15 protein-coding genes are annotated in these 13,211 nt (G+C 38.2%); 14 read left to right on the top strand and 1 reads right to left on the bottom strand.

Translation table 11 applies throughout. The features are described 5' to 3' along the window. The first annotated feature begins 41 nt into the window (after positions 1-41). The 14 genes from VLB74_RS09850 to VLB74_RS09785 all read left to right on the top strand — a co-directional run bounded on the left by VLB74_RS09850 (position 42) and on the right by VLB74_RS09785 (position 12,437). Entirely contained in the window at positions 42-821 is a 780-nt protein-coding gene (locus VLB74_RS09850) for a CbbQ/NirQ/NorQ/GpvN family protein (protein WP_325203289.1), read from the top strand. Between the two features lie 136 nt (positions 822-957). Then, positions 958-2,727 (top strand): nitric oxide reductase activation protein NorD, encoded by a 1,770-nt coding sequence (locus tag VLB74_RS09845; RefSeq protein WP_325203288.1) that lies wholly within the window; start codon positions 958-960, stop codon positions 2,725-2,727. Positions 2,728-2,733: 6 nt separating this feature from the next. Next, positions 2,734-3,699, top strand: coding sequence for a DUF438 domain-containing protein (locus VLB74_RS09840; protein ID WP_325203287.1), 966 nt, complete (start codon positions 2,734-2,736; stop codon positions 3,697-3,699). A gap of 12 nt (positions 3,700-3,711) precedes the next feature. After that, positions 3,712-4,413, top strand: coding sequence for a carbonic anhydrase (locus VLB74_RS09835; RefSeq protein WP_325203286.1), 702 nt, complete (start codon positions 3,712-3,714; stop codon positions 4,411-4,413). Between the two features lie 6 nt (positions 4,414-4,419). Next, positions 4,420-5,001, top strand: a complete 582-nt coding sequence (locus VLB74_RS09830; protein WP_325203285.1) for a cytochrome c oxidase subunit 3 — start codon at positions 4,420-4,422, stop codon at positions 4,999-5,001. Between the two features lie 3 nt (positions 5,002-5,004). Continuing rightward, positions 5,005-5,250 carry a hypothetical protein gene (locus VLB74_RS09825; protein WP_325203284.1) on the top strand — a complete coding sequence of 82 codons (246 nt, stop codon included), beginning with the start codon at positions 5,005-5,007 and terminating at the stop codon, positions 5,248-5,250. A gap of 451 nt (positions 5,251-5,701) precedes the next feature. Then, positions 5,702-6,190: a c-type cytochrome gene (locus VLB74_RS09820; protein ID WP_325203283.1), complete on the top strand. Its 489-nt coding sequence runs from the start codon at positions 5,702-5,704 to the stop codon at positions 6,188-6,190. A 59-nt stretch (positions 6,191-6,249) separates the two neighbouring features. Further along, positions 6,250-8,226 carry a Sec-dependent nitrous-oxide reductase gene (gene nosZ / locus VLB74_RS09815; RefSeq protein ID WP_325203282.1) on the top strand — a complete coding sequence of 659 codons (1,977 nt, stop codon included), beginning with the start codon at positions 6,250-6,252 and terminating at the stop codon, positions 8,224-8,226. 60 nt (positions 8,227-8,286) lie between these two features. Beyond that, on the top strand, positions 8,287-8,871 hold the full coding sequence (locus VLB74_RS09810) for a hypothetical protein (protein ID WP_325203281.1): 585 nt from the start codon (positions 8,287-8,289) through the stop codon (positions 8,869-8,871). Between the two features lie 9 nt (positions 8,872-8,880). Continuing rightward, positions 8,881-9,312 (top strand): nitrous oxide reductase accessory protein NosL, encoded by a 432-nt coding sequence (locus VLB74_RS09805; protein WP_325203280.1) that lies wholly within the window; start codon positions 8,881-8,883, stop codon positions 9,310-9,312. Then, positions 9,309-10,541, top strand: coding sequence for a nitrous oxide reductase family maturation protein NosD (locus VLB74_RS09800; RefSeq protein ID WP_325203279.1), 1,233 nt, complete (start codon positions 9,309-9,311; stop codon positions 10,539-10,541). The genes VLB74_RS09805 and VLB74_RS09800 overlap by 4 nt, the downstream gene beginning before the upstream one ends. Beyond that, positions 10,538-11,260: an ABC transporter ATP-binding protein gene (locus VLB74_RS09795; protein WP_325203278.1), complete on the top strand. Its 723-nt coding sequence runs from the start codon at positions 10,538-10,540 to the stop codon at positions 11,258-11,260. Before VLB74_RS09800 ends, VLB74_RS09795 begins: the two co-directional genes overlap by 4 nt. Further along, positions 11,244-12,011, top strand: a complete 768-nt coding sequence (locus VLB74_RS09790) for an ABC transporter permease subunit (RefSeq protein WP_325203277.1) — start codon at positions 11,244-11,246, stop codon at positions 12,009-12,011. Before VLB74_RS09795 ends, VLB74_RS09790 begins: the two co-directional genes overlap by 17 nt. A gap of 54 nt (positions 12,012-12,065) precedes the next feature. Further along, entirely contained in the window at positions 12,066-12,437 is a 372-nt protein-coding gene (locus tag VLB74_RS09785) for a group III truncated hemoglobin (RefSeq protein WP_325203276.1), read from the top strand. 96 nt (positions 12,438-12,533) lie between these two features. Here the strand turns inward: VLB74_RS09785 and VLB74_RS09780 are convergent, their stop codons facing one another. Beyond that, a complete protein-coding gene (locus VLB74_RS09780) occupies positions 12,534-13,088 on the bottom strand; it encodes a fasciclin domain-containing protein (protein WP_325203275.1) in 555 nt (184 codons plus the stop codon). Positions 13,089-13,211: the final 123 nt, after the last annotated feature.

Below are 13,211 nucleotides of genomic sequence, written 5' to 3'. Positions count from 1 at the left end.
ATGTATAAGAATGGGTTTCGTTTTTTAAAATCTGACTAATTATGTTACAAACCATCCCCTATTATCAAGCTACGGGCAGAGAGGAAGATGTTTTCTCACATGCCTTTAAAAATAAAATTCCTTTGTTGCTGAAAGGACCGACAGGAACCGGAAAATCCCGTTTTATCGAATATATGTCGCATCAGCTGGAACAACAAATCATCACCATCAGTTGCCATGAAGAAACTTCAGCGACAGATTTAATCGGACGTTTTATCATCAAAGGGGCGGAAACCGTTTGGATTGATGGTCCTTTGACCACTGCAGTTAAGGAAGGTGCCATCATCTATCTGGACGAAGTTGCCGAAGCCCGACCGGATGTAATTGTCGCCATTCACTCGCTTACCGATCACCGTCGTGAACTTTTCATCGATAAATTAGGAAAAACCGTTAAAGCGCACGACAATTTCATGTTGGTTGCTTCTTTCAATCCGGGTTACCAACGCGGATTCAAAGAACTAAAACCATCAACGCGTCAACGTTTTATTGCGCTATCCTTCGAATATCCTGAAGCAAAAACAGAAGTGGAAATCCTGGTTAATGAAACTCAGATTGATAGCGATATCGCTAAAAAACTTGTGAACATCGGAAATAAAATCAGAAATCTGACCGAATTAGGCTTAACCGAAACTGTCTCTACCCGACTATTGGTGGATGCTGCAAAATTAATCCACAGCGGATTACCAAAACGATTATCCGTTCATGTTGGTGTTGTGGAACCTTTAACAGATGACCTTCAGACACTGCAAGCTTTAAAAGATTTGTGTGATCTGATGATTTAGAAAACAGAAAGTAGAAGTCAATATTAATTGCTGTAATCATATGAAAACTGAATACTGCGACTGATTACTGCGACTGTAAACTGTGACTGATTACTGCGACTGATTACTGAATACTAATCACTAATTACTTAAGAAAATGGGATTAGAATTAGACGAATTCCTCTACGGAAAAATCGTAAAATACTTCAAAAACAACAAAAAAACAGATGCCGAAACACTCAGCAAAACTGTTTTTCTCAACGATATCAAACCTCGGTTAACACTTTTGGCAAGCGCATTAACCGGTAAACCCATTGAAATTTATCCTGCCGAACGAGAAGGCGGTTATAAAAACAATAACTTTTTCCTTCCCATCTCGTTTTCGGCTTTGCGAACCTTTGAAGAAAATCTTTCTTTTTATCTCTTCAGGACACTCTACCTCAGCGAACAGAAAGCACTCGATCTAAATTGGACTTGCGAAGAAAAATCGTTAGAAGTTTCACAACAGAAAGCATTAGAGACCGCTCCTCTGATTTTGGAAAAAATCTTCAGTGATTATCCGGTAACAAGAAAAATACACGAAACGATTGCCTCTTATTTTCAGGAAAAAGCCACCGATAAAACTCCAGCGGATTTCTCATGGCTTTACGGAAAGTGGATGAAAAATGATCCGGAAATACAATCAGACAAGCAACTGGAGAATTTTTCGGATAAGTTAAAAAATGCGCTGGAAAAACAACAGAAAACCGTTATTCAGGCAACGGCTGTGGAAGAGGTAATCACATTGGAAGTCGACAAAAAACAACAGGAAGATTATGTGATGACGCATAATTTCGAAAAAGTGGAAACAGCTGATGAATTCAATGGATCATGGCGTGATTTTGACGGTTCCGACGAATTGGAAGACCATCAGGATGCTTTGGAAGAACTCAGCATGAAATTTACCGTTCGCGTGGACGATACCGCACATTCGGTTTACCAATCTGAATTCATTGAAAACACCACCATTTCAGAAAGTGCCGAAACCGATGAAAAGGGCTTCCATTTAAAATATGACGAATGGGATTACACCAAGCGTGCTTACAGACAAAATTTCTGCAAAGTGTATCCTAAAACGCAATTGAAAACCGATCCCGAATATTACAAAAACGCCATAACCAAAAACGCGTCCACCTTAATGGGATTGCGAAAAATGCTGACCAACGTCAACAATAAAATGCAACAGCAACGCCGGCAAAACCATGGCAACGAATTCGACATTGATGCCATTACCGATTTGTATGCTGACATACATTCAAGAAAAACACCATCAGAAAACATTTATATCTCCAACCGGAAAAAAGAAAAAGATTTATCCATTTTATTGCTTTTGGACATCAGTCTTTCCAGTGACAGTTATGCTGCCGGGAGCCGTGTTCTGGATGTGGAAAAAGAAGTTTCGATTCTCTTCGGGGAAATCCTGAATGAATTTAACATCGACTTCTCCATCGACAGTTTTTATTCCAAAACCAGAAACTATGCTTCTTATCTCACACTGAAAGATTTTGACGAAAACTGGAATTCGGCCAAACACAAAATTGGCGCGGTTACACCAAGCGGATATACAAGGATAGGTGCCGCTTTACGTCATGCCGGAGCACGAATGGACACAAGAAAAACCAAAAACAAATGGATTATTCTTATTTCGGACGGAAAACCAAACGACTTCGACAAATACGAAGGAAAACACGGCATCAATGATGTAAAACAAGCTTTGCGGGAACTCAACGAGCGGAACATCAACTCGTATGCTTTGGCAATTGAGGCGCAGGCGAAATATTATTTACCGCAGATGTTCGGGCAAAATCATTACCAGATTCTGACCACGCCGGTGGAACTTTTACAGTCCCTGGTGAAATTATACGAAAAGATCAAACATCAAAAATAACTTATCATGAATGACACTCAAAATAAATTGCCTTTCCCTGAAGGACATCCGGTTCACACTTATTTTAAGGAAACCGACATCATCCACAAATTATTGGAAGAACTGTCCATCACAAATCCAATGACTGAAGCACAGAAGTTCTTCAATGTTTTCAACGAACTTCACACCATCGAAAAACGATTTCAGCGCAAAGAAAACCAATTGTTCCCTTTTCTCGAAAAACGCGGCTGGAACGGACCTTCACAAGGCATGTGGTCGTTTCACGACAACCTTCGGGAGCAATTCAGGATGATGCGTAAAGACATCGACAATAGGGAGTATGAAATCATAAAAACCAATCGGGCTTATTTAATCAATGGAATTTATCGCCTGATGCAGATAGAAGAAACCGTACTTTTCCCCAATGCATTGGAAATTTTAACCGATACCGATTGGATTGAAATGCGTTCCGGAGAAGAAGAAATCGGATGGATGTTACCTAAAACTCCGCCAGCTTATCCACAAGAACAATACATTCATCCAAGTGAAGATTTTACGAAACGCGAAATGACTTTTTCACTGGAAAACACAACGCATTATGATGAAGGTTATATGACGGTGGAACAGGTAAATCTGCTTCTGAAAACCATGCCTTTAGACATCACTTATGTGGATGAAAACGATAAAGTAATTTTCTACAACCGCGGGGAAGAACGTGTTTTTCCGAGAAGTGCCGGTATTATTGGCCGTGAAGTCCGTTTTTGCCATCCGCCGAAAAGCGTTGGAACCGTATTGGAGATTCTGGATAAATTCCGAAAAGGAGAACAAAACGAGTCTTCCTTTTGGATTAACTATAAAGAACGCCTGATTTACATCCGATATTTTGCAGTTCGTGACGCCGATAAAAATTACAAAGGTGTCATTGAAATGTCACAGGACATCACCGACATTAAGAATATCGAAGGTGAAAAACGCTTGTTGGATTGGAAATAAACAAAACCTACTATGATAAATAATCCTAAAAAATCAACGTCTTTCACTTTCCGATGGCTGACAAAAATTGCACTGATCTTCCTTGCGGTTTTCTTTATGGAATTCAGCGAACGGAAAGAAACATTCCCGGAAGTTCTTTCTCCCGAGGATGCACATGCCGAACTCATTTACGGAAACAATCGCTTTTTGGATGGTGAGATGATTTACACCAACTATCATGAACAGATTCAAAAAACAAAAAATGGGCAACATCCGCACAGTTTTGTTTTGAGTTGCATTGATTCAAGGGTTCCTCCCGAAATTATCTTCGATCAGGGTATTGGAAATTTATTTGTCGCAAGGGTGGCCGGAAATGTGGAAGATGACAATATTTTGGGAAGCATGGAATATGCAGTGGAAGTTAAACACACCAAACTGATTTTGGTTTTGGGACACAGTCACTGCGGAGCTGTTCAGGGGGCTATCGACAATGTTAAGCTCGAACATTTAACCCAGCTTACCGATCAGATCAAACCCGCTTTCAGCAAACACAACACCTACCCTATTCCGGAACACATCGCCGAGGAAACCTCAAAACGGAATGTCAAATTAACCATGAAGCACATTTATGAAAACAGCGCCACCATTAAACATCTTGTCGATGAAGGCAAAGTAAAAATTGTAGGCGCCTATTATGACATCCATACCGGAGAAGTCCATTTTCTAAAAGATTAAATAAAAATGAAAACTGCTAAAATCGATTATAAGAACATCTATTATCCTCCGGGAGGCATTCTGATCTGGATAATTATTTTTTTGGAACTGCTGACTTTCGGTATGGCATTAATTGCTTTTGTTTATGACGGAACAAAAAACCATGAGATCTTCCATCAATCACGAATGCATCTAAATACAACTTTAGGATTAATCAACACTATATTCCTGCTCACAAGTGGCTTTTTCATGGCTAAAGCGGTTCATGAATTTGAGTGCGGGAATATTTCGAAAGCATCTTTATATATGAAACTTACTGCTTTGGGCGGATTGCTTTTTATTGTTTTGAAATCCTTTGAATATTCGACTAAAATTGATGCAGGATTAACACCGGAAACCAACACTTTTTATATGTATTACTGGCTATTGACGGTATTCCATCTTATACATGTGATTGTAGGCATCGTGATTATTCTCTGGACGAATCGCAGTATGAAAAAAGCAAATACCACTGTTGAGACTGAAGATGTGAAAACCTGTGCGGCTTTTTGGCATATGTGTGATTTGATTTGGCTGTTATTATTTCCAATCTTATATCTAATCTTCTAAAAAATGAAACTATCAAAAGAATATACGCTCATCGCTTTATTGACGATCACTTTATTCTCAAGCATACTGTCTATGAAAAGTACAACAAACCAAACCTCTGCAATTTTGTTGCTTTTAATCCTTTGGGCTGCCAAGTTTTTATTGGTCGCTTTTGATTTTATGGAGGTGAGAAAAGCCAATATTTTCTGGAAATTAAGTCTTGGGATTGTCTTAACCATCATTCTGACAACAATTTTGCTTCTTTTATAATTTTTTTTTGACAAACCTGATAAATGTCATGTCAATAAAGGACAATATTGTCTTATTTAGTACTGTTAATTGAAATCTATATACAAACCGATTTAACAAGCTTTAGGGATGCCTAAATCTGGATTTGGCGTAAAAAAATCAGAGAAATGTTTTTAGTTAAGAAGTAAGTATTTCAAATTTTTCTCTCTGATTATTAAGATAGCATATGATGTTTAGTCAGGCAACATATGAGGTACTTCCAAATTCAAACACCAACACTACTGCAGTTGGGAAATGAGTTAGATTGGTTAAAAAAGTCCTGTTTTTACAGAGACAGGGCTTTTTTTTTTAATATATGAAATTTAAAATTAACCTGATCTTATAACCATAAAAACGAGGTTTTTTATGATTATAATCATAAAAAATTAATACTATATATATTACATTTGGTTAAACCTTAAATAATCAGAATATGAACAAGTTTTCAATTTTAGCCATCGTTTTCAGTGTTTTTTTTGCCTCATGTGGCGGAGATAAATCCAAAAAAGAGCAAGACACTCCTGCTCCTGCTGCAGAAGAAACCAGTACAGCTACAGCTTCGGATCCTTCAACTTACGATCCTAAAAGAGGAGAAGGAAAGTATTCAACTGTAGAATTTGGGCCTTCATTAGATCAGGCAATGGCAACCAAAGGAGAAGGTGTAGCCGCTGTAAAATGTACATCTTGTCACAAAACAACCGATGAAAAATTAGTTGGACCAGGATGGAAAGGCGTAACAGAAAGAAGAAAACCGGAGTGGATTATGAACTTTATCACCAATCCTGATCCGATGATTGACAAAGACCCTGCAGTACAGGCACAACTAGAAATCTGTTTGGTAAGAATGCCAAACCAAGGTCTTGCTGATGATGAAGCTAGAAGTATATTAGAATATATGCGCAAAAATGATGGCGTAAAATAAGCCAGACACAATCCAGTCAAGGAAAATGGATGGTATAATCTTAATTTAAACTTGCAAAAATGAAAAATATCTTTGTAAAAGCAGTTGTACTAATTGCTATTGGGGGCGCTCTTGTGACTTCCTGTAAACCAAAAAGTTCAGGTGATGCCGTAAGTGGCGACGCAGCTGAAAAAGCATACGTCGCACCGGGAAAATATGACGAATTTTACAATTTCGTTTCCGGAGGCTTCAGCGGACAGTTAAGTGTATATGGTCTTCCCAGCGGAAGGTTGTTCCGTGTAATCCCGGTCTTCTCGGTTGATCCCGAAAAAGGTTGGGGATACAGCGAGGAAACCAAACCAATGCTTAATACCTCACAAGGTTTTGTACCTTGGGACGATTTGCACCATACGGAAATGTCTCAAACAAACGGAGAAGTTGACGGCCGTTGGGTTTTTGGAAATGCAAACAATACTCCACGTATTGCACGCGTTGATTTAAAAACTTTCAGAACAGCCGAGATTATTGAATTACCGAACAGTGGTGGTAATCACTCTTCTCCTTTTATCACAGAAAATACCGAATATGTAGTAGCAGGAACACGTTTCAGCGTACCGGCAGACTATTCAAATGGTGACGTGGCTATCAACACTTACAAAGAAAACTTTAAAGGGCACATCAGTTTTGTAAAAGTTGGAAAAGAAGGTGAAATGGATTTGGCATTCCAAATCGTAACTCCGGGTGTTAACTTTGACCTTTCTCATGCCGGAAAAGGAAAATCACACGGATGGTTCTTCTTCTCCTGCTATAACACTGAACAGGCGAATACTCTGTTAGAAGTTAATGCTTCTCAAAAAGACAAAGACTTTATCATGGCGGTGAACTGGAAAAAAGCAGAAGAGTACATTAAAGCCGGTAAAGGAAAAAAACAGTCTGTAAAATATGCCCACAATACTTGGGATGAAAAAACACATACTGCAAAATCAGAAATCAAAACAGAAGTATTGGTTTTAGACTCTGCCGAGTTAAAAGACATTTGTTATATGATTCCGTGTCCGAAATCACCACATGGTTGTGACGTTGACCCTTCAGGAGAATACATTGTTGGTTCCGGTAAATTAGCTGCATTAATCCCAGTGTTCAGTTTTGACAAAATGCAATCAGCTATCGCTAAAAAACAATTTGAAGGCGATTACGGAGGAATTCCTGTAATAAAATATGAAGCTGCTCTTCACGGAGAAGTACAAAAACCAGGATTAGGTCCACTGCATACAGAGTTTGACGGAAAAGGAAATGCCTATACTACATTCTTCGTTTCTTCGGAAGTGGTTAAATGGGATATCAAATCTTTGAAAGTGTTAGACAGAGTTCCAACTTACTATTCTGTAGGACACCTTTGTATTCCTGGAGGAGACAGTAAAAAACCTTTCGGAAAATACCTGATTGCTTACAACAAAATCACTAAAGACCGCTATTTGCCAACAGGTCCTGAACTAGCACAAAGTGCGCAGATTTTTGACATCAGCGGTGATAAAATGAAAATGATATTGGATTTCCCAACTATTGGTGAACCGCATTATGCTCAAGCTGCACCAGCAGATCTTATTAAAAACAACGGACAGCTGAAGTTCTTTAAAATAGGTGAAAACAATCACCCTTATGTAACCAAAGGAGAGAAAGAATCCAAGGTGGTTAGAGAAGGAAACAAAGTACATGTTTATATGACTTCAATCCGTTCACACTTTGCACCAGACAACATTGAGGGAATTAAACTGGGAGATGAAGTATACTTCCACGTGACAAACCTTGAACAAGATTGGGACGTACCTCACGGATTTGCAATTAAAGGCGCTGATAACGGAGAATTGCTTATCATGCCGGGCGAAACCACCACTTTAAAATGGATTCCGAAGAAAGTTGGAATGTACCCGATGTACTGTACCGATTTCTGTAGTGCTTTACACCAGGAGATGTCAGGTTACGTACGCGTATCACCCGCAGGAAGCAATGTGCCGATTACGTATAGCGTAGGTACAAATGTCCCTACCGCAAAATAAATTCAAAATTTAAAAAAGGGACAATATGATATTGTCCCTTTTTTTTAAATCATTCCCAAGATGTCAGCAAAAATTTCATTATTGTCAAAAGTCATGCTTTTGATTACAGCAGCTCTGCTAATTGGTTCCTTATTTGTTCCAATGTGGCAAATCGAACTGAATGCTCCCCAGTATCCTGAAGGCTTGGTTTTAAAATTGCATGCAAATAAAATTGGCGGCGATGTTGACATTATCAACGGGCTTAACCACTACATCGGTATGGCTACTTTGCATACCGAGAATTTCATTGAATTCAAAATACTACCTTACATAGTGGGAGGATTAGGATTAATTTCGTTTCTCCTTATTTTCATTGCAAAACGAAAAGCGGTATTACTTTTTTTAATATCTTACATCTTATTTGTAGCTTTAGCCGGAGTTGATTTTTACCGATGGAATTACGAATACGGTCACAACCTTGACCCGAACGCAGCGATAAGAGTTCCTGGTATGGCTTATCAGCCTCCTCTTTTAGGTTACAAACAATTATTGAATTTCGGAGCCTATTCCATCCCCGACACTGGAGGCTGGATGCTTACCGGCGCTGGTCTTTTACTCTTGATAATTGTTGTTAAGGAGTATGAATTATTAAAAAAGAAGAAATAACACCCATTTATGAAAAGAGTCATATTTATCCTTTTTACGCTATTTGTTTTGAGTTCGTGCAGTTCAAACGAACCCAAACCGCTAAAATTGAATTCAGACAGTTGCGATAATTGCAAAATGACCATTTCCAATGGAAAATTCGGTGCCGAATTAATTACCGAAAAAGGGCGAATCTACAAATTTGACGATATCCACTGCATGGTGAAATTTGCCAAATCAGAGGCTACTGTCCCTGCCAAATTATTCTATATTAATGATTATACGCAGGACAACACATTGATTCCCGCAGAAAAAGCGTTCTATTTAAAAGGCGGAACAATCAGCAGTCCCATGAGAGGTAATACTGCCGCATTTTCTACGCAAAAGGAAGCAGAACAATACAAAACAAAACTGAATGCGACTTCATCAACATGGGATGAAATTTATAATTCTTTTGAATGAAAATCCTCTTTTTAGCATATTTCTTTTCCCTTTCACTTTTGTGTCAGGCCAAAACTCTATCGGTTGGAAGAAATCAACCTTTAAAGAGTATCAAAGCCGCTTTAGAGCAATCTGCTGATGGAGATACAATCATCGTAACCGGCGGAATTTACAGGGAAGGACGAATTCTCATAAACAAACAAATTACGCTTATCGGGAAAAACTTTCCGACACTGGACGGACAGCATAAATCTGAAGTCATATCCATTAACGCTGACAATGTCGTTCTTCAGGGTTTTAAAATTGTCAATTCCGGCCATGCAGCTTTAGAAGATCCATGCGGAGTAAGAGTTTACGACAAAAATTATGTTGTGATTAAGGATAACATTCTTGACAACAATTTCTTCGGCATTTATATTCAGAACGGAAAAAACTGCATTATAAAAAACAACACCATCAGAGCGTATGGCAAACAAGAACAACTGATTGGAAACGGAATACACTGCTGGAAAAGTGAAAATCTCCAAATTATTGCCAACAAAATATCAGGCCATCGGGACGGAATCTATTTTGAATTTGTGACCAATTCAGTCATTTGGCGCAACATTTCATTCAAAAACATTCGATACGGGTTGCACTTTATGTTCTCCAACGATGATGCTTACATTACCAATGTTTTTAAGAATAATGGTGCCGGTGTAGCAGTGATGTTCACCAAAAACGTAAAAATGTTTAACAATTATTTTGAGGAAAACTGGGGTGATTCTGCCTACGGGTTACTGCTCAAAGAAATTGCGGACAGTTATATTTTCAACAATCGCTTTTCAAAAAACACTTCGGGAATTTACATGGAAGGCACTTCACGTATAAAAGTGGAAAAGAATGTTTTCAGCTCCAACGGTTGGGGCATGAAAATCCAGGCGAGTTGCATGGACAATGAGATCGTCAATAACAACTACCTGAAAAACACTTTTGATATCAGCACAAATGGAAGCTTGGTTTTAAACACATTCAACAGCAATTATTGGGATAAATACGAAGGATACGATTTAGACAAAAACGGTGTGGGTGATGTCCCCTACCATCCGCTGAGTTTATTTGCGGTTTTAACCGAATCCAGTCCGCCTACCATGTTGCTGTACCGGAGTTTCATGATAACGCTTTTGGACAAATCCGAAAAAGTTTTACCAAGCATTACCCCTGATAATTTTATAGACAATACGCCATTAATGAAGTCCTTGCCCCTATGATAAGCATCAAAGATTTAAATAAAAAATTCGGAAAATTAGACGTACTGAAAAGTGTGGATCTCACTTGTAACAAAGGAGAATGCATTGCGCTAATCGGTCCGAACGGCTGTGGAAAAACAACTCTCATAAAATCTGTTTTAGGAATGGTTGTTCCGGATAAAGGAATGATCTCATTTGACGGAAAATCGATTCAAAACGAATACCAGTACAGGGAAAGAATTGGCTATATGCCGCAAATAGGACGCTATCCCGATAATATGACTATCGGTCAGGTTATAACGATGATAAAGCAAATCCGAAACACCAATCAGGAATTAGATGAAGATCTGCTGAAAGCATTTCAATTGGAAAAAATGTTCAACAAGCAGATGCGTACCCTATCAGGAGGAACCACGCAAAAAGTGAGCGCCACTTTAGCATTTTTATTCAATCCCGATGTTTTGATTTTGGATGAACCAACTGCCGGTTTAGACCCATTAGCTTCTGAAATCCTGAAAGAAAAAATCATACAGGAAAAGAAAAAAGGAAAGCTCATCTTAATCACATCCCACCTACTCAGCGAACTTGACGATTTAATTACAGAACTAATTTTCATGCAGGACGGAAAAGTATTTTTCCATAAAAAAGTTGACGATCTGAAACTGGAGACCAACGAACATAAAATATCAAAAGCGGTTGCTAAAATTTTAAAGAGCGCAAAAAATGAACAGGATAATTAAAATCATTTTACTGGATATTGTCAAAAACAAAATTGTGTTGGGATACACACTTATTTTGGCTATTCTGTCGTGGAGTTCGTTTGCTTTGGAAGACAATTCCGCAAAGGGTTTACTTACCATTCTGAATGTAATATTATTTACCGTACCATTAGTTTCCATTCTTTTTTCAACCATTTATCTTTACAATAGCGCTGAATTTATAGAACTTCTGCTCAGCCAGCCCGTTAAACGCCAGAAAATATGGTTTAGTTTATTCATCGGCCTGGCATCCTCAATGGTATATTCTTTTTTCATTGGAGCCGGAATTCCATTGTTGGTAAATTCACCGGACATCGTGGGTATTATGATGATAATAGTGGGTTGTCTGATTTCAGTCATCTTTGTAGCATTGGCTTTTTTGAGTTCGATCCTGACGAGAGACAAAGCCAAAGGCATTGGAATCGCCATCATGCTCTGGTTGTATTTTGCCTTGTTGTTTGATGGTATTGTTCTGTTTTTATTATTTCAGCTGGAAGACTATCCCATCGAAAATGCAATGGTGGCACTAACTGCTTTGAGCCCGATAGATTTAGCCCGGATTCAAATATTACTCCATCTCGACGTTTCTGCAATGATGGGATATACCGGAGCCATATTTAAAGATTTTTTCGGTAATACGGCGGGGCTTATCGTTTCGTTTCTTTTATTGACCTTATGGGCAATTATTCCGTTTTTCATTTCGCTGAAAAAATTCAACCGGAAAGATTTATAACAATGTCAGAACCAATTTCCTGTTTACTAACTCCAACCACTCAAACTGTTGAAAATGAAAAAAGATATCAGGAATAAAAAAGACATAGAAAAATTGGTGGATACTTTTTTTGAAAAAGTAAAAACGGATGTCGTAATAGGATATTTGTTTAATGATGTAGCTCAAGTGAATTGGGACAATCTCCTTCCTAAAATGTATGACTTTTGGGAAAACATACTATTTCACAACGGGAATTATGATGGGAACCCCATGTACATTCATCAGGAATTACACCGAAAAAGCGCTTTGAAACAACAACATTTCAACCATTGGCTAGTATTGTTTACAACAACGATTGATGACTTATTTTCCGGCACAAAGGCAGAGGAAATCAAAGAACGGGCAGCAAACATTGCGAATGCCCTTATGATTAAAACACTTACTTAACAATAGATTTTAAAAACAAAAAAGCACTAACTTTTAATTAGCGCTTTTTTCTCTGACAAATTCAGAATAGGAAATTTGAATTAATAATTCCTGTTTTTATTTTGGTAAAAGGACGTCTCCAATCACATGAATGATTCCGTTTGAAGTTTCGATGGAAGCTACAATTTCAGAACCGTTAACATAGGTTTTTCCGTCTTTTTTCGTGATTTTTATTTTTTTAGGATTTACCATCTCAAATTCCTGTCCGTCCTGCATATAATCCGTTTTCAGAACGCCCACGTAAGTATGATATTCCAGAATCGATTTTAAATCCTCTTTCTTTTCCGGTTTCAACAAGCCCTCAACGGTTCCCGCAGGTAATTTTTCAAAGGCTGCATTGGTTGGAGCAAAAACTGTAAACGGACCGGCATTACTTAAAGCATCTACTAATCCGGCCGCTTTAACGGCTGTTACCAAAGTAGTATGGTCTTTACTTGCAACGGCTGTTTGAACTATATTCGGACTTGACGTTTCATCAACAACCCCAGATTGTCCCACCGCTTCGGTTGGAGCTGCATCTCCTGTTGCTTCTGCCGGAGCTTCATTGCTTTTTTTACACCCAAAAACGGCAAACAAGCCGACTAACAACAATATTTTAATCGATTTTTTCATAATGTTTTTTTTAAATGTTATTCAAATTAACAACTGCAATTTACAAGCTATTCCACAACTATTATATGAGCAAAGTCATAAAAAATCATTTTTTTAACTTTTTTTAAAGGAATTTAGCAGCAT

The sequence above is a fragment of the Flavobacterium sp. genome (assembly GCF_035456225.1).
Lineage (GTDB): Bacteria > Bacteroidota > Bacteroidia > Flavobacteriales > Flavobacteriaceae > Flavobacterium.
The sequence above is the reverse complement of the archived record's forward strand: the minus strand, read 5'-3'. Positions and strand labels throughout refer to the sequence as shown.